Source organism: Pseudomonas sp. LRF_L74, from assembly GCF_965644255.1.
GTDB lineage: Bacteria > Pseudomonadota > Gammaproteobacteria > Pseudomonadales > Pseudomonadaceae > Aquipseudomonas.
This window is the reverse complement of sequence record NZ_CBFFRH010000001.1, coordinates 327,806-350,619: the sequence shown is the minus strand read 5'-3', so window position 1 is coordinate 350,619 and position 22,814 is coordinate 327,806. Positions and strand designations below refer to the sequence as shown.

Annotated in this window: 21 protein-coding genes and 1 tRNA gene; 10 read left to right on the top strand and 12 right to left on the bottom strand. The window is 65.2% G+C overall.

Translation table 11 applies throughout. From position 1 onward, the window contains the following. Positions 1-47: 47 nt before the first annotated feature. A tRNA-Arg gene (locus tag ACSZPK_RS01685) sits at positions 48-124 on the bottom strand. Between the two features lie 449 nt (positions 125-573). Between ACSZPK_RS01685 and gabD the strand changes: the two genes are divergently transcribed. Beyond that, the gene (gabD, locus tag ACSZPK_RS01680; RefSeq protein ID WP_437879666.1) at positions 574-2,025 is read left to right on the top strand and encodes an NADP-dependent succinate-semialdehyde dehydrogenase; all 1,452 of its coding nucleotides are present in this window, start codon (positions 574-576) and stop codon (positions 2,023-2,025) included. A 230-nt stretch (positions 2,026-2,255) separates the two neighbouring features. Beyond that, the gene (gabT, locus tag ACSZPK_RS01675) at positions 2,256-3,536 is read left to right on the top strand and encodes a 4-aminobutyrate--2-oxoglutarate transaminase (protein ID WP_437879665.1); all 1,281 of its coding nucleotides are present in this window, start codon (positions 2,256-2,258) and stop codon (positions 3,534-3,536) included. A 153-nt stretch (positions 3,537-3,689) separates the two neighbouring features. Here gabT and ACSZPK_RS01670 read toward each other — a convergent pair whose 3' ends face one another. Next, positions 3,690-4,592: a peptidoglycan DD-metalloendopeptidase family protein gene (locus tag ACSZPK_RS01670; RefSeq protein WP_437879664.1), complete on the bottom strand. Its 903-nt coding sequence runs from the start codon at positions 4,590-4,592 to the stop codon at positions 3,690-3,692. A gap of 197 nt (positions 4,593-4,789) precedes the next feature. On the opposite strand from ACSZPK_RS01670, the gene ACSZPK_RS01665 reads away from it, so the two are divergent. Then, complete coding sequence (locus ACSZPK_RS01665; RefSeq protein ID WP_437879663.1) at positions 4,790-6,286, top strand: acetyl-CoA hydrolase/transferase family protein; 1,497 nt, start codon at positions 4,790-4,792, stop codon at positions 6,284-6,286. Positions 6,287-6,472: 186 nt separating this feature from the next. Here the strand turns inward: ACSZPK_RS01665 and ACSZPK_RS01660 are convergent, their stop codons facing one another. The 5 genes from ACSZPK_RS01660 to ACSZPK_RS01640 form a co-directional block, all read right to left on the bottom strand. Next, positions 6,473-7,498, bottom strand: coding sequence for an AbrB family transcriptional regulator (locus ACSZPK_RS01660; RefSeq protein WP_437879662.1), 1,026 nt, complete (start codon positions 7,496-7,498; stop codon positions 6,473-6,475). Continuing rightward, complete coding sequence (locus ACSZPK_RS01655; protein WP_437879661.1) at positions 7,491-9,005, bottom strand: tripartite tricarboxylate transporter permease; 1,515 nt, start codon at positions 9,003-9,005, stop codon at positions 7,491-7,493. Before ACSZPK_RS01655 ends, ACSZPK_RS01660 begins: the two co-directional genes overlap by 8 nt. Positions 9,006-9,009: 4 nt before the next feature. Beyond that, positions 9,010-9,465 (bottom strand): tripartite tricarboxylate transporter TctB family protein, encoded by a 456-nt coding sequence (locus ACSZPK_RS01650; protein ID WP_437879660.1) that lies wholly within the window; start codon positions 9,463-9,465, stop codon positions 9,010-9,012. A gap of 63 nt (positions 9,466-9,528) precedes the next feature. Next, positions 9,529-10,500: a Bug family tripartite tricarboxylate transporter substrate binding protein gene (locus ACSZPK_RS01645; RefSeq protein WP_437879659.1), complete on the bottom strand. Its 972-nt coding sequence runs from the start codon at positions 10,498-10,500 to the stop codon at positions 9,529-9,531. Between the two features lie 40 nt (positions 10,501-10,540). Then, the gene (locus ACSZPK_RS01640) at positions 10,541-11,794 is read right to left on the bottom strand and encodes an OprD family porin (RefSeq protein WP_437879658.1); all 1,254 of its coding nucleotides are present in this window, start codon (positions 11,792-11,794) and stop codon (positions 10,541-10,543) included. Positions 11,795-11,993: 199 nt separating this feature from the next. Here ACSZPK_RS01640 and ACSZPK_RS01635 point away from each other — a divergent pair, with 199 nt between their 5' ends. The 4 genes from ACSZPK_RS01635 (at position 11,994) to ACSZPK_RS01620 (ending at position 14,807) form a co-directional block, all read left to right on the top strand. Continuing rightward, positions 11,994-12,665, top strand: coding sequence for a response regulator (locus ACSZPK_RS01635; RefSeq protein ID WP_437879657.1), 672 nt, complete (start codon positions 11,994-11,996; stop codon positions 12,663-12,665). Next, entirely contained in the window at positions 12,658-14,043 is a 1,386-nt protein-coding gene (locus ACSZPK_RS01630) for a sensor histidine kinase (RefSeq protein ID WP_437879656.1), read from the top strand. Before ACSZPK_RS01635 ends, ACSZPK_RS01630 begins: the two co-directional genes overlap by 8 nt. Positions 14,044-14,151: 108 nt before the next feature. Next, positions 14,152-14,334, top strand: coding sequence for a type II toxin-antitoxin system HicA family toxin (locus ACSZPK_RS01625; protein ID WP_437879655.1), 183 nt, complete (start codon positions 14,152-14,154; stop codon positions 14,332-14,334). A 65-nt stretch (positions 14,335-14,399) separates the two neighbouring features. After that, on the top strand, positions 14,400-14,807 hold the full coding sequence (locus ACSZPK_RS01620; RefSeq protein WP_437880258.1) for a type II toxin-antitoxin system HicB family antitoxin: 408 nt from the start codon (positions 14,400-14,402) through the stop codon (positions 14,805-14,807). Positions 14,808-14,849: 42 nt separating this feature from the next. Here the strand turns inward: ACSZPK_RS01620 and ACSZPK_RS01615 are convergent, their stop codons facing one another. The 3 genes from ACSZPK_RS01615 to ACSZPK_RS01605 are packed head-to-tail and all read right to left on the bottom strand — an operon-like array spanning position 14,850 to position 18,073. Further along, positions 14,850-16,193, bottom strand: coding sequence for a glutamine synthetase family protein (locus ACSZPK_RS01615; RefSeq protein ID WP_437879654.1), 1,344 nt, complete (start codon positions 16,191-16,193; stop codon positions 14,850-14,852). A 17-nt stretch (positions 16,194-16,210) separates the two neighbouring features. After that, the gene (locus tag ACSZPK_RS01610) at positions 16,211-16,768 is read right to left on the bottom strand and encodes a helix-turn-helix domain-containing protein (protein ID WP_437879653.1); all 558 of its coding nucleotides are present in this window, start codon (positions 16,766-16,768) and stop codon (positions 16,211-16,213) included. A gap of 18 nt (positions 16,769-16,786) precedes the next feature. Then, positions 16,787-18,073 (bottom strand): NAD(P)/FAD-dependent oxidoreductase, encoded by a 1,287-nt coding sequence (locus tag ACSZPK_RS01605; protein ID WP_437879652.1) that lies wholly within the window; start codon positions 18,071-18,073, stop codon positions 16,787-16,789. 124 nt (positions 18,074-18,197) lie between these two features. Here ACSZPK_RS01605 and ACSZPK_RS01600 point away from each other — a divergent pair, with 124 nt between their 5' ends. The 3 genes from ACSZPK_RS01600 (at position 18,198) to ACSZPK_RS01590 (ending at position 21,453) form a co-directional block, all read left to right on the top strand. Continuing rightward, the gene (locus tag ACSZPK_RS01600; RefSeq protein WP_437879651.1) at positions 18,198-19,184 is read left to right on the top strand and encodes an AraC family transcriptional regulator ligand-binding domain-containing protein; all 987 of its coding nucleotides are present in this window, start codon (positions 18,198-18,200) and stop codon (positions 19,182-19,184) included. A gap of 114 nt (positions 19,185-19,298) precedes the next feature. Beyond that, positions 19,299-20,327 carry a histone deacetylase family protein gene (locus ACSZPK_RS01595; protein ID WP_437879650.1) on the top strand — a complete coding sequence of 343 codons (1,029 nt, stop codon included), beginning with the start codon at positions 19,299-19,301 and terminating at the stop codon, positions 20,325-20,327. A 25-nt stretch (positions 20,328-20,352) separates the two neighbouring features. Next, positions 20,353-21,453 carry a polyamine ABC transporter substrate-binding protein gene (locus tag ACSZPK_RS01590; RefSeq protein WP_437879649.1) on the top strand — a complete coding sequence of 367 codons (1,101 nt, stop codon included), beginning with the start codon at positions 20,353-20,355 and terminating at the stop codon, positions 21,451-21,453. Between the two features lie 13 nt (positions 21,454-21,466). On the opposite strand, the gene ACSZPK_RS01585 is transcribed toward ACSZPK_RS01590, so the two are convergent. Both ACSZPK_RS01585 and ACSZPK_RS01580 read right to left on the bottom strand, forming a co-directional pair. Next, the gene (locus ACSZPK_RS01585) at positions 21,467-21,847 is read right to left on the bottom strand and encodes a YbaN family protein (RefSeq protein ID WP_437879648.1); all 381 of its coding nucleotides are present in this window, start codon (positions 21,845-21,847) and stop codon (positions 21,467-21,469) included. Next, positions 21,840-22,433 carry a biliverdin-producing heme oxygenase gene (locus ACSZPK_RS01580; RefSeq protein WP_437879647.1) on the bottom strand — a complete coding sequence of 198 codons (594 nt, stop codon included), beginning with the start codon at positions 22,431-22,433 and terminating at the stop codon, positions 21,840-21,842. Before ACSZPK_RS01580 ends, ACSZPK_RS01585 begins: the two co-directional genes overlap by 8 nt. Positions 22,434-22,814: the final 381 nt, after the last annotated feature.

The following is a 22,814-nucleotide window of genomic DNA, read 5'->3' as shown; positions in this document are numbered from 1 at the left end:
CTCCAGAAACGACAAAGCCCGCTCAAAGGCGGGCCAGGTTCTTTAGATGGCGCACCAGGCGGGATTCGAACCCACGACCCCTGCCTTCGGAGGGCAGTACTCTATCCAGCTGAGCTACTGGTGCGTTGCGGGGCGCAATCATACGCATCCGATGAGCGGGCGTCCATGCGCTGGAGGGCTTTCCTGTCGCTTGCTCTTTCATGGCGTCATGAGTGAGGTTGTGGCGCGTCGACCAGGGGGCCTGTTATGACGCTGGGAGCCGCAGCCGGCGCGGCTTCTGTTCGTCCAGGCGTGGGCACGGCGGCTGTTTATGGCTGTCAAAAGTGTTCGATATAACGAACATCCGTGTCGGAGTGACCTCGGGTTCGGCTGCGCAGGGCGCTTGTTCTATTGAATTGACGGCGCCACCGTTCGTTCCAGTTTTCCCACTAGGCGTGGCTTTTATCGAACGAAGCTATTGCCCTTTAGCCAATCGGGCCCTAGCATTCGTGGATATTTTTTCGCCTCCGGCCTGCCTGTCCGGTACCCCTTCCACTGCCTACCCCACGCGGGTGTGCGCCCAGGAGATCAGTCATGCAACTGAAAGACACTTCCCTGTTCCGCCAGCAAGCCTATGTCGATGGCACCTGGCTGGACGCCGACAGCGGCCAGACCATCAAGGTCAACAACCCGGCGACCGGCGAAATCATCGGCAGCGTGCCGAAGATGGGCGCCGCTGAAACCCGCCGTGCCATCGAAGCCGCTGACAAGGCGCTGCCGGCCTGGCGTGCGCTGACCGCCAAGGAGCGTGCCGGCAAGCTGCGCCGCTGGTTCGAGCTGATGATCGAGAACCAGGAAGACCTCGGTCGCCTGATGACCCTGGAGCAGGGCAAGCCGCTGGCCGAGGCCAAGGGCGAGATCGCCTATGCTGCGTCCTTCCTCGAGTGGTTCGCCGAAGAAGCCAAGCGTGTCTATGGCGACGTGATTCCGGGCCACCAGCCAGACAAGCGCCTGATCGTGATCAAGCAGCCGATTGGCGTGACCGCGGCCATCACCCCGTGGAACTTCCCGGCGGCGATGATCACCCGTAAAGCCGGCCCGGCCCTGGCTGCTGGCTGCACCATGGTCCTCAAGCCCGCTTCGCAGACCCCTTATTCGGCGCTGGCCCTGGCCGAGCTGGCCGAGCGCGCCGGCATTCCCAAAGGCGTGTTCAGCGTGGTCACCGGTAGCGCCGGCGAAGTCGGCAGCGAGCTGACCAGCAACCCGATCGTGCGCAAGCTGAGCTTCACCGGCTCGACCGAAATCGGTCGCCAACTGATGGCCGAGTGCGCCAAGGACATCAAGAAGGTCTCGCTGGAACTGGGCGGCAACGCGCCGTTCATCGTTTTCGACGACGCCGATCTGGACGCGGCCGTCGAAGGCGCGCTGATCTCCAAGTTCCGCAACAACGGCCAGACCTGCGTCTGCGCCAACCGCCTGTACGTACAGGACGGCGTCTACGATGCCTTCGCCGAGAAGCTGAAGGTCGCCGTGGCCAAGCTGAAGATCGGCAACGGCCTGGAACAGGGTTCCACCACCGGCCCGCTGATCGACGGCAAAGCCGTGGCCAAGGTCCAGGAGCACATCGACGACGCGGTGAGCAAAGGCGCCAAGGTCGCCCTCGGTGGCAAGCCGCATGCCCTGGGCGGCAGCTTCTTCGAGCCGACCATCCTGCTCGACGTGCCGAAGAGCGCAGCCGTGGCCAAGGAAGAGACCTTCGGTCCGCTGGCGCCGCTGTTCCGCTTCAAGGACGAGGCTGACGTGATCGCCATGTCCAACGACACCGAGTTCGGCCTGGCCTCGTATTTCTACGCCCGTGACCTGGGCCGGGTGTTCCGTGTGGCCGAGGCCCTGGAATACGGCATGGTCGGCATCAACACCGGTCTGATCTCCAACGAAGTGGCGCCGTTCGGCGGCATCAAGGCGTCGGGCCTGGGCCGTGAAGGTTCGAAGTACGGCATCGAGGACTACCTTGAAGTGAAGTACCTCTGCCTCGGCGGTATCTGATTCAAGCGGCAGGGCGTACGTCCTGCCGACGCTGCACAAGTTTCCGTGGGTGCCGGGTGACAGGCAAGAGCTGCGTCACCCGGCGTCGGCGTTTCCGGTGGTAGCACCGGCGAACCCTGCCGACGGGTCGGTGGGTACGAGGCAGTCCGATCATCGCAAGCTGCTGTCTGGCCCTTACCTCCGTCATCATCCTTGGACCCGGTCGCGCCTGAGCGGCCAATGAGGAAATCATGAGCAAGACCAACGAATCCCTGTTGAAACGTCGCCAAGCCGCCGTCGCCCGTGGCGTCGGCCAGATCCACCCGATCGTCGCCGAGCGCGCCGAGAACGCCACCGTGTGGGACGTCGAAGGCCGTGAGTACATCGACTTCGCCGGCGGCATCGCGGTACTGAACACCGGTCACGTGCATCCGAAAGTGATCGCTGCCGTCCAGGAACAACTGACCAAGCTGACCCACACCTGCTTCCAGGTACTGGCCTACGAACCCTACATCGAGCTGTGCGAAGAAATCGCCAAGCGCGTACCGGGTAACTTCGCCAAGAAAGCCGTGCTGCTGAGCTCCGGTTCCGAAGCGGTGGAGAACGCCGTGAAGATCGCCCGTGCCGCCACCGGCCGCGCCGGCGTGATCGCCTTCACCGGCGCCTACCACGGCCGCACCATGATGACCCTGTCGCTGACTGGCAAGGTGGTGCCGTACTCCGCGGGCATGGGCCTGATGCCGGCTGGCGTGTACCGCGCCCTGGCGCCTTGCGAGCTGCATGGGGTGAGCGAAGACGAGTCCATCGCCAGCATCGAGCGCATCTTCAAGAACGATGCCCAGCCGCAGGACATCGCCGCGATCATCATCGAACCGGTACAGGGCGAAGGCGGTTTCTACGTCAACTCCCCGGCCTTCATGAAACGCCTGCGCGCCCTGTGCGACCAGCACGGCATCCTGCTGATTGCCGACGAGGTGCAGACTGGCGCTGGCCGTACCGGCACCTTCTTCGCCACCGAGCAACTGGACGTGACTCCGGACCTGACCACCTTCGCCAAATCGGTCGGCGGCGGTTTCCCGATCTCCGGCGTGGTCGGCAAGGCCGAGATCGTCGACGCCATCGCTCCCGGTGGCCTGGGCGGCACCTACGCGGGTAGCCCGATTGCCTGCGCCGCGGCCCTGGCCGTGCTGAAAGTGTTCGACGAAGAGAAGCTGCTGGATCGCTCCAACGCCGTTGGCGAGAAGCTGAAGGCCGGTCTGCGCGACATCGCTGCCAAGCACAAGGTGATCGGCGATGTGCGTGGCCTGGGTTCGATGATCGCCATCGAGCTGTTCGAAGGCGGCGACCACAACAAGCCGGCTGCCGAACTGGTCGGCAAGATCGTCGCCAAGGCGCGCGAGAAAGGCCTGATCCTGCTGTCGTGCGGCACCTACTACAACGTCATCCGCTTCCTGATGCCCGTCACCATCCCTGACGCGCAACTGGAGAAAGGCATCGCCATCATCGCCGAGTGCTTCGACGAACTGGCGTAAGTCCTGGCGTTGGTACGCTAAAGAATGCCGCTCACCTGCAAGGGTGAGCGGCATTTTTCATTGAGCACGTCCTGTGCGCCTCCCTGCGGGCGGCTGCGCCATGAAAAATGGCTGTCCTGGCGTATTTCGTGCCGGCGACTGTGAGGTAGAAGCCTAGTTGCTACCGACCACGGCGAAGTTCGGCAGCGTATCCACCGGCTGGGCGAAGTCGTAGGGAATCGACTCCAGGGCCAGGCCGACGTTGCGCTGGACCACGAAGTGCAGGTGCGGGCCGGTGCTGTTGCCGGTGTTGCCGGACAGTGCCAGGGCATCGCCGACGTTGACGTGCTGGCCTTCGCGCACGCTCACCGAGCCACGGGTCAGGTGCAGGTACACACCCATGGTGCCGTCGTCGTGCAGGATGCGCACGAAGTTGCCGGACGGGTTGTTGCCACGCCCGCTCTGCTGGTTCTCGACCTTGACCACCATGCCCGAGCGCGCCGCGACGATAGGCGTGCCCACCGGCATGGCGATATCCAGCGCATAGCGCCCCTTGGGTGTGAAGTGGCTGTACTTGCCGTTGGCGCCCTGGGTCAGGCGGAACGGACCGCCGCGCCAGGGCAACGGGTAGCGATACAGCGAGGGCTGCAGGCGCGGATCGCCGAGGGCGTAGCGCAGCCTGGGCGTGTAGCGCATCGCCTTGCTCGCATCCAGCGGTGCCAGGGTCGCCAGGCGGATGCTGCTGCGCGCCGGCAGTACCCAGCGGATCGGCTTGTCGGGCGCGCCACTGGCGTTGCTGACGTCGTTCAGGCTCAGTTCGACTTCCACCGGCGCGTACAGGTCGTTGCGCACCAGCAGGGTTTCGCCGGCCGCGTGCTTCCTGGTCTCCAGCTTCACCAGTTTTTCCAGGTGCTCGACCATGCGGTCGCGGAACACGAACACCTGGGCGCCGGGCGTGGCCTTGTCGGTGTAGGTGACCACGCCATTCTTGTCGACGTACTTGTAGATGGTCAGCGCATTGGCGTGGCTCGTCAGCAACGACAGTGCGAGAAACAGCAGCAAAGAGCGCACGGGCATGGCGGGATCACGAGTTGCAGGGGCTGGGCGGCAAGACTAGCAGCGCCACCGTCACGGTGCGAGCGCCGGTCGGCGGCTCTGTGCGGCAATCGGCACTAGAGGACGGGCTCCATTCGACCTTGGTCGGGCTGGCGCGGGCAGGCGCAGCCCCTAGACTGGCGCTCCTCCCGTATCCCGCGTGTTTTCCGAGGTTATTCATGTATCAAGACCGTGTGCGCCTGCCGTCGTTGCTGGACAAGGTGATGAGCGCAGCCGATGCCGCTGCCCTGATCGAAGACGGCATGACTGTCGGCATGAGCGGTTTCACCCGCGCGGGTGAAGCCAAGGCCGTGCCCCACGCACTGGCCGAGCGGGCCAAGACCCAGCCGCTGAAGATCAGCCTGATGACCGGCGCCAGCCTGGGCAACGATCTCGACAAGCAACTCACCGAGGCCGGCGTGCTGGCCCGGCGCATGCCGTTCCAGGTCGACAGCACCCTGCGCAAGGCGATCAACGACGGCAAGGTGATGTTCATCGACCAGCACCTGTCGGAAACCGTCGAGCAACTGCGCAACCACCAGCTCAAGCTGCCGGACATCGCGGTGATCGAGGCCGTTGCCATCACCGAGCAGGGCCACATCGTGCCGACCACCTCGGTGGGCAACTCGGCCAGCTTCGCGATCTTCGCCAAGCGTGTGATCGTCGAGATCAACCTGGCCCACAACCAGAACCTGGAAGGCCTGCACGACATCTACATCCCGACCTACCGGCCGACCCGCACGCCGATCCCGCTGACCCGCGTGGACGATCGCATCGGTTCGACCGCGATTCCGATCCCGCCGGAGAAGATCGTCGCCATCGTCATCAGCAACCAGCCGGACTCGCCGTCCACCGTGTTGCCGCCTGATCATGAGACCCAGGCCATCGCCGATCACCTGATCGACTTCCTCAAGGGCGAAGTCGCCGCCGGGCGCATGAGCAACAACCTCGGCCCGCTGCAGGCCGGCATCGGCAGCATCGCCAACGCGGTGATGTGCGGCCTGATCGAATCGCCGTTCGAAGGCCTGACCATGTACTCCGAAGTGCTGCAGGATTCGACCTTCGACCTGTTCGACGCCGGCAAGCTGAGCTTCGCCTCGGGCAGCTCGATCACCCTGTCGGAGCGCCGCAATGCCGAAGTGTTCGGCAACCTGGAGAAGTACAAGGACAGGCTGGTGCTGCGTCCGCAGGAAATCTCCAACCACCCGGAAGTGGTGCGTCGCCTGGGGATCATCGGCATCAACACGGCGCTGGAGTTCGACCTGTACGGCAACGTCAACTCGACCCACGTCGGCGGCACCAAGATGATGAACGGCATCGGCGGCAGCGGCGACTTCGCCCGCAACGCGCACCTGGCGGTGTTCGTCACCAAGTCGATTGCCAAGGGCGGGGCGATTTCCAGCGTGGTGCCGATGGTCAGCCACGTCGACCACACCGAGCACGACGTCGACATCCTCGTCACCGAGCAGGGCCTGGCCGACCTGCGTGGCCTGGCGCCACGCGAACGCGCACGGGTGATCATCGACAACTGCGTGCACCCGGACTTCCGCGCGGCGCTGAACGACTACTTCGATCGCGCCTGCGAGCGCGGCGGGCATACCCCGCACATCCTGCGTGAAGCCATGCAGTGGCACATCAACCTGGAAGAAACCGGGCGGATGCTGGCGGCGGGCTGAGTACCGTCCAACCCGTGCCAGCACGAACCTTCGCAGGAGCGGCGGGGACGCCTAGTCCATGCGCGCTCCTGCGGGTTCGCTCCGCTTTCTAAGGCATCATTCGCCGCTGCCACAGTTCGTAGGGGGACGACGCTTTTCCCGTCCACCACAACGTTGTCATGGTGGATGAGAAGAGCGTCATCCACCCTACGGCTGCTTTCTCCATCGCCGATAGATCGGCTCCGCCAGGAACAGCACCAGCAGCAGGCGCAACACCTGCAAGGCGGTGACCAGCGGCACCGACAACTGCAAGGTTTCCGCCGTCAGGCTCATCTCGGCGATGCCGCCCGGCATCATGCCCAGCGTCAGCGAGCGCACGTCCAGTGCGGTCAGCCAACCCATGCCCAGCGCGCACAGGCTGGCGACGCCGATCATCAGCGCCGTGCCGATCATCGTGCGCGCCAGGAACGACGGCGCACGGCGGAAGAAGGCGCGGTCGAAGTGGCAACCGAGGCCGCCGCCGATCAGCAACTGGCCGAGCTGGCTGGCGCCGGGCGGCAGGCCGACGTGCAACTCATAGAAAATACTCGCCGCCGCGCTGACCAACAGTGGCCCGAACAGCCAGGGATTGGGCTGCTTCAGACGCTGCCAGAGCCACGCCAGGGCACCGCCCAGCGGCACCAATATGGCCAGCCAAAACCAGTCGGCGGGTGCCTGCTGGTGCAGGGCCGGGCCATCGCCCATCAGCAGCTTGAACACCGCCGGCACGCACAGCACCACCGCCACCACGCGCAGGCTTTGCGCGGCTGCCACGCGGCTGGAGACGGCGCCGTTGCGCAGGCCGAGGTTGACCATCTCGCCCGAGCCGCCGGGCATGCAGGAAAAGAACGCGGTGGGGGCGTCCTCGCCGGTGCGCCGTAGCAGCCACACCGCTGCGGCGCTGGAGAGGGTGGTGACCAGCGCGCAGAACAGGATCGGCCAGAAGTGCGCGACCACCTGTTCGATGACTTCGGGAGAGAAGTGCAGGCCGATGCCGATACCGATGATCCACTGGCCGGTCTTGCGTCCGCCCGGCAGGTCGCGGATCTGCCAGGGCGTGCTGCAACGAAACAGGATGACCGCCACCAGCGCGCCGATCATCCATGGCAGCGGCCAGTTGGCGAGGCTCGCCAACAGACCGCCGACTGCGCCGACCACTGGGGTCGGCCACCACAACCGCCAGCCGTCAGGCATTGGCCAGGGCCCGGCGTTGCGCGGCGCGACGGCGCCAGATGCGGACGATCGGCAGGGCCAGCATCACCGCCACCAGGGCCCAGACGCCGAGGGTGATCGGGCTCGACCAGAGGATGCTCAGCTCGCCGCTGGAGATCGACAGCGCGCGGCGCAGGTTCTGCTCCATCAGTCCGCCGAGGATGAAGCCCAGCAGCAGTGGCGACAGCGGGAAGTCGAGTTTGCGCAGGATGTAGCCGAAGATACCGATAGCGACCATCAGGAACAGATCGAAAGTGGTGGCGTGCACCGCATAGACGCCGATGGAGGTGATGATCGCGATCACCGGCACCAGTGTCCAGTTCGGCACGTTGAGGATGCGCGTGAAGATGCGGATCATCGGGATGTTGAGGATCACCAGCATGATGTTGGCGATGAACAACGAGGCGATCAGACCCCAGACGATGTCCGGCTGGTTCTGGAACAGCATCGGGCCGGGGGTGATGTTGTACAGCGTCAGGGCGCCGATCATCACCGCCGTGGTGCCGGAGCCGGGTACACCGAGGGTCAGCATCGGCACCATGGCGCCGCAAGCCGAGGCGCCGATGGCGGTTTCCGGTGCGGCCAGGCCACGCATGTCACCTTTGCCGAACGTGCCTTTTTCACCGGCGATCTTTTTCTCGGTCATGTAGGCCACGGCGCTGGCCAGGGTCGCACCAGCGCCCGGCAGCACGCCGAGGAAGAAGCCGAGCAGGCCGCAACGCACGTTGACCACCGCCACCGACGCCGCTTCTTTCAGGTTGAACAACATGCGCCCGGTGGCTTTCACCGCGACATGGCCGTGGTGAGTTTTTTCCAGCAGCAGGAGGATTTCGCTGACCGAGAACAGACCCAGCACGAGGACCACGAACTGGATGCCGTCGGCGACATGGATGCTGTCGAAGGTGAAGCGGTACACGCCGCTGTTGGCATCGATGCCGATGGTCGAGAGGAACAGGCCGAGCAGGGCGGCGATGAAGGTCTTCATCGGCTTGTCGCCTGCCATGCCGCCAAGGGCGACGATGGCGAACACCATCAGCACGAAGTATTCCGCCGGGCCGAAGGCGATGGCCCACTTGGCCAGCAGCGGGGCGAACAGGACCATGCCGCAGGTGGCGATGAAGGCGCCGATGAACGAGCTCCAGGCCGACAGCGACAGGGCTACGCCAGCCAGGCCCTGACGAGCCATCGGGTAGCCGTCGAGGGTGGTCATCACGGTGGAGGCTTCGCCAGGGATGTTGAGCAGGATCGAACTGATCCGGCCGCCGTATTCGCAGCCCAGGTACACGGCGGCGAGCAGGATCAGCGCGGTTTCCGGTGGCAGGCCGAGGGCGAACGCCACAGGAATCAGCAGGGCCACGCCGTTGATCGGGCCGAGGCCTGGCAGCAGGCCGACGACCGTGCCGATCAGGGTGCCGATCAGCGCAGTGATCAGGTTGTACGGGTTGAGGGCCACGCCGAAGCCCTGGCCCAGGTAGCTCAGAGTTTCCATGTCATCACTCCAGGAAGTCGAGGACGCCCAACGGCAGAGGCACGTCGAGGGATTTGTCGAACAGCAGGTACATGCCGATGGCGATCAGCACGGCGGCAATCGCCGAGGGCAGCCAGCGGCCGCCATACAGGCGTGCCATGAACAGGCCGACCAGGGCGCTGGACACGATGAAGCCCAGCGGCTCGAACAGGCCGGCATAAACCAGCAGCAAGGCGATGCAGGCCGCCACCTTGCCCAGCACGCTGGCATCCAGCGGCTGTTCGTCCGGGTTGTGCTTGACCGGTGTGGGACGCAGGGTGATCCACAGCAGCGCCGCTGCCATCAGGCCGAGCATCAGCAGCGGAAATGCGCGGGGGCCGACCGGCTCGTAAGAGAACTCGGCATGGTAGTTCCAGGCCATGACGGCAAACGCCAGGCATGCGACGAGCCAGCCCAGACTGAACAGGCGTTGAAAAAGCATGGTGTGTTCCTCGCGGTGACGAGCGAGCAGGAAGGGCCGGCAGGTTTGCCGGCCACCGGTCTTTTATTGCGTGAGGCCGAAGTCCTTGGCCATCTGCTTGTATTCGCCGACGCGTTTCTTCACGTAGCCGTCCAGCTCCTCGCCGGTCATGGCGAAGGGGTACAGCTCACGCTGGTCACGCAGCTTGGCGAAGTCTTCGGAGGCCAGCAGCTTGTCGAAGGCATCCTTCCACCAGGCGTATTCCTCGTCGGTGACCTTCGGCCCGAGGTAGAAGCCGCGTACCACCGGCCAGGTGATGTCGTAACCCTGCTCCTTGGCGGTCGGGATGTCCGATTTCAGCGGTCCTGGCAGGCGCTCATCCGAGAGCACGGCGAGGATGCGCATGTTGCCGGCCTGGATGTGTGGCATGGAGTCGGAGATGTCGGTGCTGCCGACCTGAATGTGCCCACCGAGCAATGCGGTGGCGATTTCGCCGCCGCCTTCCAGGGCCACGTAGCGCAGCTTGCGCGGGTCGATGCCGGCAGCCTTGGCGAGCATCGCGGTCTGCATCCAGTCCTGGCTGCCGACCGTGCCACCGGAGCCGATCACCACCTTGCTCGGGTCGGCCTGCAGGGCCTTGATCAGGTCATCGAGGTTCTTGTAGGGCGAGTCCTTGTTCACCGCGATGGCGCCGTAGCTGGTGCCGATACCTGCGACCCAGCGCACGGCGTTCTCGTCGAAGCGACCGAACTTGCCTTGAGCCAGGTTGAGCAGCGAGCCGCTCGACCAGGCAGTGATGGTGCCGGCATCGGCCGGGCGCTGGGCGACCACCGCGTTGTAGGCCACCGCACCGACGCCGCCGGGCATGTAGGTGACGCGCATCGGTTTGCTCAGCAGCTTGGCTTCCATCAGTGCGCTTTGCGCCAGCTTGCAGGTCAGGTCGAAGCCGCCACCGGGCGCGGCCGGGGCGATGCACTCGGGGCGCTTGGGTTCGGCCAGGGCTTGGCCGGCGAGCAGCAGGCAGGCAGCGGCGAGGGACAGTTTGCGTAGGATCATGAAGAAATCTCCCGAAGGTTCTTATTGTCAGTCGGCGCGATCACAGGATCGACAGCTTGTAGCTGACCAGCAGGCGCCATTCATCGGCGTCGCGGGCGAAGCTGGAGCGGAAGGTGGCGTTGCGCAGGCGCACGGAAACGCCCTTGAGTGTGCCGTCCTGGACCACATACTTCAGCTCGGTGTTGCGTTCCCATTCCTTGCCGTGTTCGCTGCTGCCGGCGACCTCGGCATGATCGCCGCTGATGTAGCGGGTCATGAAGGTCAGGCCGGGCACGCCGAGGGCGGCGAAATCGTAGTCGTAACGCGCCTGCCAGGAACGCTCCTTGGCATTGGCGAAGTCGTTGATCTGCACGAAGTTGATCAGGTACGGGTCGGTGCCGTCGATGTAGGCGAAGCCGGTATCGCCGCTCATGTGCTGGTAGCCGAGGCCCAGCTTGTGGCCGCTCAGGCCATAGCTGACCAGGCCGTTGAGGGCGCGGTTGTCGACCTGACCGCCATTGGCCGCGCCGGTGTCGTCGCTGATCGACAGGCGCAGGTCGGCGGACAACTTGCCGGGGCCGACCGGCTGGTTGAGCAGCAGGCCGAGGAAGTGCTGGCGATAGACGTCGTCGAGTTCGGCGTAGTGGTAGCTGCCGGTGATGCCTTTGGCGAACTGGTAGTCGAGGCCGGCCAGGTCGAAGTGATCGGCCTCGGCGGCGCTGGCGAAGCGGCTGTTCTTGTTGTTCAGCGCGAGGTCGAGGAAGTCGCTGTTGTCGCGGTCCTTGGTCTTGCGCAGGCGCCCGCCGGTGAAGGTCAGGCCGTCGATTTCCTCGGAGGTGAGCAGGCCGCCCTCGAAGGTCTGCGGCAGGATGCGCCCGTCGTTGGGGTTGAGCGTCGGCAACTCGGGAATCAGGCTGCCGACCTTGAGCACGGTCTTGGACACCCGCACCTTGGCGGTCACGCCGAGCTTGGAATACTCGTCGGCGGCACGGCCATCGTCGTGCACCGGCAGCAGGCCGCTGCCGGCCCGATCCGGGCTCGAGTCGAGCTTGATGCCGAGCATGCCGAGGGCGTCGACGCCGAAGCCGACGGTGCCTTCGGTGAAGCCGGACTGGTAATCGAGCAGGAAACCCTGGGCCCATTCATCGCGCTTGGACTGGCCGCTGCCGTCGCGGAAGTCGCGGTTGAAATACATGTTGCGGGTTTCGAAGTCGAGGGTGCTGTCCTTGATGAATTCAGCCTGCGCCAAAGGCGCGAGGGACAATCCGGCGAGGACGAGGGGCAGGCGGTGAACAGGCGAAAATGCCATGGGCATGGTGGTCTCCAATTCTTGTTCTTGTAAGCGCCGGAACGACCATGAGCCGGCGTTTGGCGGGTGGTCATCGCCACCCTGCGGAAATCCTAGGAAACGAAACTTTCACCAGGCTTTCAGCCTGAAAGAAACTTTTCCGGCCTTCCCAGATGCCATTCGGCCGTTACACACTGCCGGCCGAATCGCTTTTCGGAGACTGCCCGTGCGCATCCTGCTGGTCGAAGATCATCCGCAACTGGCCGACAGCGTGGCCCAGGTGTTCAAGGCCGCCGGCTGGACCGTCGACGTGCTGCACGACGGCGTTGCCGCCGACCTGGCGCTGGCCAGCGAGGACTACGCGCTGGCCGTGCTCGATGTCGGCCTGCCGCGCCTGGACGGCTTCGAGGTGCTGGCGAAATTGCGCGCGCGGGGCAAGACCCTACCGGTGCTGATGCTCACCGCGCGGGGCGAAGTGAAGGACCGCGTGCATGGCCTCAACCTCGGTGCCGACGACTACCTGGCCAAGCCCTTCGAACTCTCCGAGCTGGAGGCACGGGTGCGCGCGCTGCTGCGCCGCAGCGTACTCGGCGGCGAACAGCAACAGCATTGCGGGCCGTTGCTCTACGACCTCGGCACGCGGCGTTTCAGCCTGGATGACGAAGTGCTGACACTGACCTCACGCGAGCAGGCGGTGCTGGAGTCATTGATCGCTCGTCCCGGTCGGGTGATGAGCAAGGAGCAACTGGCCGCCCAGGTGTTCGGCCTCGATCAGGAGGCCAGCCCCGACGCCATCGAGATCTACATCCATCGCCTGCGCAAGAAGCTGGAAGGCAGCACGGTGCGCATCGTCACCTTCCGTGGCCTCGGCTACTTGCTGGAGCAGCACGATGGCTGAGGCCACCAGCCTGCGCGGACGATTGCTGCGGCGCCTGGCGCTGCTGTTGGCCATGGTCCTGGTGATCGGCAGTCTCACCGCCTACTGGAACGCGCGCGAGGCGGCGGACACCGCCTACGACCGCACCCTGCTGGCCTCGGCACGGGCGATTTCCGCCGGGCTCTACGAGGCCGATGGCCGGCTCAAGGCCGACGTGCCCTATGTGGCCCTGGACACCTTCGCCTACGACAGCGAGGGGCGGATTTTCTACCAGGTGCTGGATGTCGAGGGTGCGCTGGTTTCCGGCTACGAGAACCTGCCCGCGCCACCGCCCGCTACGCCGTTGACCAACGATTATCCGGCCCTGGCGCGCTTCTACGACAGCTACTACCGCGACCAGCAGGTGCGCGTGGTCAGCCTGGCGCAACCGGTGAACAAGGGCAGCATCAACGGCATGGCCGAGATTCGCGTGGCGGAGACCGAAGAGGCCCGCGAGCGCCTGGCGCGTGGTCTGCTGATCGACACCCTGTGGCGCCTGGCCCTGTCGTCCGTGGCCGCGCTGGTGCTGGTGTGGCTGGCGGTGAGCGCGGCGCTGCGCCCCCTGCGTGAGCTGCGCGACGCCGTGGCCGAGCGGCAACTGGATGACCTGCGGCCCTTGCCCATCGTCGTCGCCCCGCGTGAACTGCTGCCGCTGGTGGATGCGCTGAACCAGTTCACCGACCGCCTGCGCGCATTGTTCCAGCGCCAGGCCGACTTCATCGCCGAGGCTGCCCATGAGTTGCGCACGCCGCTGGCCGCGCTCAAGGCGCGGGTCGAACTGGGCCTGCGCGAGCAGGACCCGGCGCGCTGGCGCCAGACCCTGGTGGAAACCGCGCAGAACACCGACCGCCTGACTCACCTGGCCAACCAGTTGCTGTCCCTGGCGCGTATCGAGAGCGGTGCCCGCGCCATCGCCGAAGGCGGCGCCGAACGCATCGAACTGGGCGCCCTGGCCCGTGAGCTGGGCATCGCCCTGGCGCCACTGGCCCACGCCCGTGGCATCGCCCTGGCCCTGGAGGCCGAGGACGAAGCCTGGGTCATGGGCGAACCGACCTTGTTGCACGAACTGCTCAGCAACCTGGTGGACAACGCCCTCGGCCACACGCCCTCGGGCGGCAGCGTGACCCTGCGCGTGTTCGCCCCCGCGGTGCTGGAAGTGGAAGACGACGGCAGCGGCATCCCGGCCGACGTGCGCGACCGCGTATTCGAACGCTTCTTCCGCCTCAACGCTCAACGCGGCGGCGCCGGCCTGGGCCTGGCCATCGTCGGCGAAATCTGCCGTGCGCACATGGCCGATATCAGCCTGGAAGATGGCGACAACGGCGGATTGCGGGTGCGGGTGACGTTTCCGGCGGCGTAGCGCCTGATCGTTCCCACGCTCCGCGTTCGCATCTTCAGATCAGGCACGTGTTGCCAGTTTTATTGTGGTGGGTATAGTAACCACTATTACGCCTAAGGAAGGGCAGCCATGAATAGCCGACAGTTGATCGCCGAGATCGAGGCTGACGGTTGGTATCTGGTCCGGGTCAGAGGCAGCCACCACCATTACGAGCACCCAACTAAAAAGGGTTTGGTGACGATTCCGCATCCGAAGAAGGACCTGCTGACCAAGACGGTGAACAGCATTTTGATACAGGCGCAGATTCGATGAGCCCGCGAAATGATGAGCATCGCGTTCGCCAGCACGATTCGAGTAGCGCAAGTGAGGCCATGACCATGCTTTATCCGATTGCGATCCGTCCCGGCGATGAGCAACACGCCTGGGGCGTCGAGGTGCCCGATATCCCAGGCTGTTTCTCAGCGGGCGATGACCTGGACGATGCGTTGGCGATGGCGCGAGAGGCGATTGAAGGACACTTGGAAATCCTCGCCGAAAGCGGCGAATCGATCCCGCAAGCGCAGTCCCTGACTCACCATAGCGCGGACAAGAAATACGCAGGCTGTACCTGGGCCGTCGTCGATATCGACGTGACCAGGTACATGGGCAAGGCCGAGAAATTGAACATCACACTGCCCGGCTACCTGCTCAACCGAATCGACGAATACGTGAAGAATCACCCTGAGCAGAAAAGCCGATCCGGCTTCCTGGCCAAGGCTGCGCTCAGAGAGTTGGAGCGAGCGTGAAGGGTTCCTGCCCGTCGCGTAATTTCGAAGCGTTCGGTCAACTCAAAGAAACCACCGGTACTCCCGCGCACTCACCTCGTTCATGAAGTCCAGGTGGTCGTGGCGTTTGTTCTCGCTGAGGACGAACACGAACTCGGCGCCGAGCTTTTCCTTCACTACCGCGTGCGACTCCATCGCCGCGACGGCACTGAGCATGTCGGTGGCGAAGTCGATGCCGCTTTGGCGATCCTCGTTGAGCGGGGCGATGGGCTGGAGTTTGTTGTCCAGGCCGTATTCCATGCCGCTGAGGATCGCCGCCAGGACAAGATAAGGGTTGGCATCGGCGCCAGCCAGGCGGTGTTCGATACGCAGGTTGCGACCATCCGAGTCAGGTATACGAATACACGCGTCACGATCCTCGAAGCCCCAGCTGGCACGGCTGGCGGCGTTGACCCGCGAGCCGTAGCGACGGTAGGCGTTGTGATTGGGGGCGAAGACCGGCATGAGGTGCGGCAGCAATTCCAGGCAGCCGGCGACGGCGTGGCGCAGCGCCTGCTGGCCTTCATCGTTCAGCAGGTTGTTGCCGGCTGCGTCGTACAGGCTGACGTGCACGTGCATGCCGCTGCCCGGCGCATCCAGATAGGGTTTGCTCATGAAGCTGGCGCGATAGCCGTGCTGCATCGCCACGCCCCGAGTGCTGCGGCAGAACAGGGCGGCCTGGTCGGCAGCACGCAGGCCGTCGTCGCAGTGGGCGAAGTTGATCTCGAACTGGCCAGGGCCGATCTCGGCGGTGATCACGTTGGCGTCCACGCCCTGTTCGCGGGCCGTGTCGACCATCGCGTGAAGGACCTCGGAATAACGCGTCAGGCGTTCGATGTGCAGGTTAGGCTGGTCGTCGGCATCGCCGGTCAGCGGGTCGCGCGGGTACTGCGGCAAGCCGTCCTTGAGCGCGCGGTCGAACAGGTAGAACTCCAGTTCGAAGGCCACCACCGGGCGAATGCCACGCGCGTGCAAGCGCTGCATCACACGGGCCAGCACTTCGCGGGGCTCGAACTCGATGGGCGCGTCGGTGCCGTCGGAGCTGATCAGCATCTGCCCCATCAACTGCTTTTCCCAACGCACGGGTTTGAGGGTGCCGGGGATCAGCCGGCGCGGCGCGTCGGGGTCGCCGTCATGGAAGCAGTAGTCGCCAATCGGATGCAGGCCGCCCTGGGCGCCGAGCAGCACGCAGTTCTGCGGCAGCTTCAGCGGGCCGCCGGCGGCGACCTTTTCCAGCATGTCGATGGGGTAGCGCTTGCCGTAGAAATGGCCGGGGATGTCGAGGCAGATCAGCTCGACGTAGCGCACCTCGGGGTAGCGTTGGCGAAAGGCGCGGACTTCGCTGGGCAGGTCGGGAAATTCAGTCATCGTGGGTACCATGTGGGTCAGGTGAAGACCCAGAGAACACGGGTCTGGCTGGCGGTCAGGTTGGCGTAGCGGAACTGCGCGTGGGGCGGCAACTGGAAGCTGTCGCGCGGGCCGAGGATGACCGGCTCGGCGGCGTCGCCGTACCACACCGTCAGCTCGCCTTCGAGGACGAAGCCGCCTTGCTCGGAACTGTCGTCCAGGTGCCCGTCGCCGCTGCTGGCGCCAGGATCGAGGATGCTTTCGAGCATGGAGAAACCGGCGGACATGCCCGGCGAGACCAGCACGTCGGTGACACCAGCGGCGTAGTACAGGGTGCGGCGCTCGTCCGGACGGGTCACCCAGGGCAGGGCGCGTGGCTTGCTGTCGTTGTAGAAGTAGGTGGTCGGCACGCCGAGGGCTTCGCTGATGGCGGTGAGGTCGGCCACGGTCGGGCGCGACAGGCCGCGCTCGACCTGGGACAGAAAGCCCACCGAGCGGCCGATGCGTTCGGCCAGCTCGCCCAGGGTCACGTTCTTGTGCTTGCGCAGGTCGCGTACCAACACCGCCAGCCCTTGGATTTCTTCCTGTTGGTTCATCTCTGTTCTTCGTTCAGGTCAGCGGATATCGCGCAGCCGGTACCAGGCCTTGCCGATGGCTTCCAGCGGCGCGCGCAGCAGCTCGCCGCCGGGGAAGCGCGGGTTGTCCAGGCGCTGGTAGAGGTCGAGCAGGTGCTCGTCGCCGAGGATCGCATCGCTCACTGCCCTGGCGCCGGCGAGGGTCGGCAGCACGCCGTGGCCGGAGAATCCTTGCAACCAGTAGCGTTGGCCAATGCGGCCGATGTCCGGGGTGCGACGCAAGGTGCAGTCGATATGCCCGCCCCAGCCATAGTCGATTTGTACGCCACGCAACTGCGGGAAGGCGCGCTCCAGGGCCGGTCGGGTCGCCGCTGGCACATCCCTGGGCAGGCCGCCGAGGTAGGTGCAGGCGCCACCGAACAGCAGTCGCTGGTCCGGGGTCAGGCGGAAGTAGTCGGGGACGAACTGGTTGTCGATCACGCAGCTGTTGCGCGGCAGCAGCGAGCGCGCCAGGTCCGGGTCGAGCGGCGCGGTGGCGACCTGATAGGAGCCGACCGGCAGCAGGCGTGCCGAGAGGGTACGATCCAGGCGGTCGATGTAGGCATTGCAGGCCAGCACCAGCACATCGGCATGAACCTCGCCGTGCTCGGTGCGGGTCACGTAGCCCGCATCGGTCTCGCGGTAGTCGAGCGCCTGGCTCTGCTCGAAGATCCGCCCGCCCGCCTGCTCGATGGCCGCCGCCAGGCCCTGGGCCAGTTTCAACGGGTTGAGATGGGCGCCGAGCGGGTCATACAGCGCGGCCTGGTAACGCGGGCTGTCGATCCACTCGGGCAGTTCGTGCTTGTCGATCAGGCGCAGCAGGTCGTAGCCCCATTTTCGTGCAGCCTCCCCCTGGGCTTCGCCTAGCAGCTTGACACGGCGCGGCAGCACCGCGGTCCACAGGCTGCCGCTGCGGTAGTCGACTTCGAAGCCATGGCGTGCGGGCAGCTCGCGCAGTTCCTCGGCGGCCCAGCGCATGCTCGCCCAGAGGGCGCGCGCACCTTCCAGGCCCAGGGCTTTCTCGAACGGCGGCATGTCGCAGGACCAGCCGAGCAGCGCCTGGCCACCGTTGCGCCCGGAGGCGGCCCAGGCCACCCGGCTGGCTTCCAGCAGCACCACGCGCTTGCCCGCCAGCGCCAGGCGCAGGGCCGTGTGCAAGCCGCTGAAGCCGGCGCCGATCAGCAGCACCTCGGCATCCACGCGGCCTTGCAGGCGCGGGCGCAACGGCAGCGGGCCATGGACTCCGGCGTAGTAGGTGCCGATCTGCTGGGCGGATTGCTTGAACATGGCGTGCTATGAAATTTTCATTTGTGAATTTCATGAAAATATACAGATAATTTTTCACAAGACCAAGCCTGGGCCAGGCATGCATCTTGCTGCTTCAACGGTCCAGCCACTGTCGACGACCGCCATGCTGCATTCACGCCTGACCACCCTGCACTGTGTATCGCTGATCCTGCAGACCCTCGATGGTCATGACCCTGACGCTTTGCTGGCCGGCAGCGGCATCAGCCGGGACGACCTCAAGCGGCCGGATTGCCGGATCACCACCGCCCAGGAAATGCACGTCTGCGCCAACGCCGTGGCCGTGCACCATGACCTTGGCCTGGAGCTGGGCCGGCGCATGCATGTGTCGTCCTATGGGGTGCTCGGTTACACCCTGTTGTCCAGCGCCACCCTGGGTGACGCCCTGTGCCTGGCACTGGAATACCCGGCGCTGCTCGGCACCTTCTTCGAGCTGAGCCTGCAACGCGAGGGCGATGTCGCCTGGTTGCAGGCGGTGGGCTATCGCGACCTGCCCGAGCTGACGGTGTTCAACACCGAGTTCTGCCTGGCCTCGCTCAAGCTGATCTGCGATGACCTGATCGGGCGCCCGCTGCCCCTGATTGGCGCACGTTTCCAGTATCCCCGCCCGGCCTACGAGGCGCAGTACGACTACAGCTTCGCCTGCGAGCGCCAGTTCGGCGCGATGACCAACGCGATCGGTTTCGAGGCGCGGCTGCTCGACCAGCCGCTGCCCCTGGCCGATCCGGTCACGCACCTGGACATGCGTGCCCAGTGCCGCCAGCAGAACATCGAGTTCGTCAGCCGCCAGGCCCTGATCACACGCGTGCGCCAGTTGCTCAGCGCACAACTGCCGGAGGCGCCGAGCCTGGAGGCACTGGCCCGGCAGATGCATTGCTCGCCACGCACCTTGCGCCGCCATCTGCACGAGGCCGGCAGCGGCTACCAGGCGCTGCTCGACGAACTGCGCTTCGCCCGCGCCCGCCAGCTACTGGAGCAGGAGCGCCTGCCGGTCTACCGGGTCGCCGAGGCCATGGGCTACAGCGAGACCGCCAGCTTCCGCCATGCGTTCCAGCGCTGGAGTGGGATGTCGCCGAGGCGTTTCCGGGCGTGATGCCGATGGCCAGGCAACTTGGCCACATCGATCCCTTTTTGGCCGTTCCTGTCGTTCCCGGCCGCTGTCGCTCCAGCCAACAATGCAGACACGCAATGCCTGGAGAACGAGAAAATGCTGACCATCTACAGTGACGACCATCGCCTGCACCATGGCCGTTGCGAACTCATCGACGGCGAACTCAAGCCCTGCTTCGAAATGCCGTCGCGAGCCGATCATGTGTTGCAGCGGGTCAAGGATCGCCACCTGGGCGAGGTCCGCGAGCCCGAGGATTTCGGCCGTGCGCCCATCGAACGGGTACACAGCAAGGCCTACCTGGATTTCTTCGCCAGCGCCTGGTCGCGCTGGGCCGCCGAGGGCCACACGGCCGACCTGCTGCCCTATACCTGGCCGGCACGCACCCTGCGCAGCACCTTGCCGACCACCCTGCACGGCCAGCTTGGCTACTACAGCTTCGACGCCGGCGCGCCGATCACCGCGGGCACCTGGCAGGCTGCCTACAGTTCGGCCCAGGTCGCCCTGACGGCCCAGCGCCTGGTTGCGGGCGGCGAGCGCGTGGCCTTCGCCCTGTGCCGTCCGCCGGGCCACCACGCGGCGGCCGACGTGATGGGCGGCTACTGCTACCTGAACAACGCCGCCATCGCCGCCCAGGCGTTTCTCGACCAGGGTGCCAAGCGGGTGGCGATCCTGGATGTCGACTACCACCATGGCAACGGCACCCAGGCGATTTTCTACGACCGCAGCGACGTGCTGTTCGCCTCGATCCATGGCGACCCGAGCTTCGAATTCCCGTTCTTCCTCGGCCATGCCGACGAGACCGGCGCGGGCGCGGGCGAAGGCTTCAACCTCAATCTGCCATTGCCCGCCGGTAGCCCCTGGTCGGTGTGGGGCGCGGCGTTGGACACGGCCTGCGAGCGCATCGCCGGCTACGACGCCGACGTTGTGCTGGTGTCCCTCGGCGTGGACACCTTCAAGGCGGACCCGATTTCCCAGTTCAAGCTGGAAAGCGCGGACTACCTGCTGATGGGCCAGCGTATCGCGCGCCTCGGCAAACCCACGTTGTTCGTCATGGAGGGCGGCTACGCGGTGGCGGAAATCGGCATCAACGCGGTGAACGTACTGGAAGGTTTCGAAGGGCGCTGAGCCCGCCACTCATTAGGAGCAAGCTATGAACAAGACGCAACGCCTGATCGTTTCTGCGCTATGCGGCGCCGCCCTGCTCGCTGGTGTGGCGCATGCCGCCGAGCGCCAGTTGCGGGTCTACAACTGGGCGGATTACATCCTCCCTTCCGTACCCAAGGATTTCGCCAGGAACACCGGCATCAAGCTGACCTGGGACACCTTCGAGACCAACGAGTCGCTGGAAGCCAAACTGCTGACCGGCAACTCGGGCTACGACCTGGTGGTGCCGTCGAACCAGTTCCTGCAAACCCAGATCAAGGCCGGTGTGTTCCAGAAACTGGACAAGTCCAAGCTGCCCAACTGGCAGCACCTCGACCCCGCGCTGCTCAAGCTGCTCGAAGCCAACGACCCCGGCAACCAGTACGGCGTGCCCTACCTGTATGGCACCGTGCTGATCGGCTACAACCCGGACAAGGTCAAGGCCGCCCTCGGCGCCGACGCACCGGTGGACAGCTGGGAGCTGGTGTTCAATCCGCAGAACATGGCCAAGCTCAAGTCGTGCGGCGTGGCGATGCTCGACTCGCCTTCGGAAATCTTGCCGCTGGCCCTGCATTACCTCGGCCTCGATCCGAACAGCACCGAGGCCAAGGACTACGAGAAAGCCACCGAGCTGATGCTGAAGATTCGCCCGTACGTGGCCTACTTCCATTCGGCCAAGTACATGACCGATATCGCCAACGGCGACATCTGCGTGGCCATCGGCTACTCCGGCAGCTTCTACCAGTTCGCCAACCGCGCCAAGGAAGCGGGTAATGGCGTGGTGGTGAAATGGAAACTGCCGAAAGAGGGCGCGCCGATCTGGTTCGACACCTTCGCCATTCCCAAGAGTGCGAGCAACGTCGCCGAGGCCCATGAGTTCCTCAACAACCTGCTGGAGCCGAAGGTCATCGCCCCGATCAGTGACTTCCTCGGCTACCCGAACCCGAACAAGGATTCGATGCCAATGGTCAGCAAGGAGATCAGTGACGACCCCGACCTGACCCCGACCGCCGAGGCGCAGAAGAAACTCTACGTGGTGCAGCCGCTGTCGCAGAAGGCCGAGCGCATGCGCACCCGCGCCTGGACCAAGATCAAGACGGGGGAGTGAGGCCTTCAGGCTTTCAGCCTTTCGGCCGTTCCGGGCGCGACCAGATCCAGGCCGCGCCGATGCCCATGCCAATGGCGGCGAACAGGATCGAGGGCAGGTGGTCGACGGTGAGCAGCATGATGCCCAGCGCGGCGCTCATGCCCAGCGCCGAGACCCACTTGGTGCGACGCGCGATCAGCCCGCCGTTGCGCCAGTCGCGCAGCAGTTGGCCGAACAGGCGATGGTTTTCCAGCCAGGCGGACAGGCGTGGTGAACTGCGCGAGGCGGCCCAGGCCGCCAGCAGCACGAACTCGGTGGTCGGCAGGCCAGGCACTACCACGCCGAGCGCCGCCATGCCGATGCTCAGGTAGGCCAGTAACAGCCAGAGCCAGCGCAGACGCCCGGTGTCAGGCAAAGCAGCGTTCCAGATGCACGGCAAAGCGCTCGAAGGCAGCGATGGCGGCGGCATCGGCCTCACGCTCCTGCTCGGCATCGAGGCTGACGCCGTCGAGGGCGGCGACGAAGCGTTTCCAGCCCTGGGCGCGTCCGCCTTGCGGCTCGCCCAGGTGGCGCGCGCCGAAGGTTTCGCTCAGGCCCAGGGCCGGCATGCGCTTGAGCAGAAAGGCCGCGCCCAGCTTCGAGCCTTCGGAGACGAACAGCCAGGCCAGTGCGGCGCCGGTTCCCAGTTGCTGCTCGCGGATCGTTTCATCGCCCTCGGGAATCGCATGGCCAAGATCGATCAGGTCCAGGCGCGCCTGCTCGACCCGGCAACGCGCCGGCAGGTCGTCGACCAATTCGATCAGCGCCGGCTCGCGATAGCGCGTTTCCAGGTCGTACTGGAACAGGTACTGGGCGGCGACGAAACGGGCGAACCGCTCCGCGCTGGCGAACGGGTCGTAGCTTTTCACCAGGGCATCGAGGCGCGCGTGGGGCTCGTGGGTCAGCTGGTTGAGGCGTTGGGAGCGCAGCGGGGCGCTGAGTCGGTTGGGTTGCGCAGTCATGGGCATTTTCTCTGTTCAGGGCTGGCGAGCGATGCTTGGCGATCTTCCAGTTAAATGACGAACCAGCGATGCGGAGTTGGTAAAAAATCTCCAAGAACAGTGACAGATTGCAAGCCGCTCCAGAAGCGTATGAGCACCTGGCCTCCGCTTTCCTGAGTGCGCCGGTAAATGGTTTTCCAGGGCATCCTTCGTTCAGTCTGAGTGGCTGACACGCGGCAGGAGCGGCCATCATTACTCGGTGTGTTTAGCCGTCACTCCCGCGAAGGCGGGAGTCCAGAAAAGCGCTTCTGGATTCCCGCCTGCGCGGGAATGACGGCAAATGATCTTGACCGTCTGCAACTGCCTCAAATCTGTCTGAGCCCGTAGGGTGGACAACGCTCC

Coding starts and splice junctions, on each gene's coding strand:
- gabD (WP_437879666.1), top strand. CDS start 574: ATGCAACTGAAAGACACTTCCCTGTTCCGCCAGCAAGCCTATGTCGAT.
- gabT (WP_437879665.1), top strand. CDS start 2,256: ATGAGCAAGACCAACGAATCCCTGTTGAAACGTCGCCAAGCCGCCGTC.
- ACSZPK_RS01670 (WP_437879664.1), bottom strand. CDS start 4,592: ATGCCCGTGCGCTCTTTGCTGCTGTTTCTCGCACTGTCGTTGCTGACG.
- ACSZPK_RS01665 (WP_437879663.1), top strand. CDS start 4,790: ATGTATCAAGACCGTGTGCGCCTGCCGTCGTTGCTGGACAAGGTGATG.
- ACSZPK_RS01660 (WP_437879662.1), bottom strand. CDS start 7,498: ATGCCTGACGGCTGGCGGTTGTGGTGGCCGACCCCAGTGGTCGGCGCA.
- ACSZPK_RS01655 (WP_437879661.1), bottom strand. CDS start 9,005: ATGGAAACTCTGAGCTACCTGGGCCAGGGCTTCGGCGTGGCCCTCAAC.
- ACSZPK_RS01650 (WP_437879660.1), bottom strand. CDS start 9,465: ATGCTTTTTCAACGCCTGTTCAGTCTGGGCTGGCTCGTCGCATGCCTG.
- ACSZPK_RS01645 (WP_437879659.1), bottom strand. CDS start 10,500: ATGATCCTACGCAAACTGTCCCTCGCCGCTGCCTGCCTGCTGCTCGCC.
- ACSZPK_RS01640 (WP_437879658.1), bottom strand. CDS start 11,794: ATGCCCATGGCATTTTCGCCTGTTCACCGCCTGCCCCTCGTCCTCGCC.
- ACSZPK_RS01630 (WP_437879656.1), top strand. CDS start 12,658: ATGGCTGAGGCCACCAGCCTGCGCGGACGATTGCTGCGGCGCCTGGCG.
- ACSZPK_RS01625 (WP_437879655.1), top strand. CDS start 14,152: ATGAATAGCCGACAGTTGATCGCCGAGATCGAGGCTGACGGTTGGTAT.
- ACSZPK_RS01620 (WP_437880258.1), top strand. CDS start 14,400: ATGCTTTATCCGATTGCGATCCGTCCCGGCGATGAGCAACACGCCTGG.
- ACSZPK_RS01615 (WP_437879654.1), bottom strand. CDS start 16,193: ATGACTGAATTTCCCGACCTGCCCAGCGAAGTCCGCGCCTTTCGCCAA.
- ACSZPK_RS01610 (WP_437879653.1), bottom strand. CDS start 16,768: ATGAACCAACAGGAAGAAATCCAAGGGCTGGCGGTGTTGGTACGCGAC.
- ACSZPK_RS01605 (WP_437879652.1), bottom strand. CDS start 18,073: ATGTTCAAGCAATCCGCCCAGCAGATCGGCACCTACTACGCCGGAGTC.
- ACSZPK_RS01600 (WP_437879651.1), top strand. CDS start 18,198: ATGCTGCATTCACGCCTGACCACCCTGCACTGTGTATCGCTGATCCTG.
- ACSZPK_RS01595 (WP_437879650.1), top strand. CDS start 19,299: ATGCTGACCATCTACAGTGACGACCATCGCCTGCACCATGGCCGTTGC.
- ACSZPK_RS01590 (WP_437879649.1), top strand. CDS start 20,353: ATGAACAAGACGCAACGCCTGATCGTTTCTGCGCTATGCGGCGCCGCC.
- ACSZPK_RS01580 (WP_437879647.1), bottom strand. CDS start 22,433: ATGACTGCGCAACCCAACCGACTCAGCGCCCCGCTGCGCTCCCAACGC.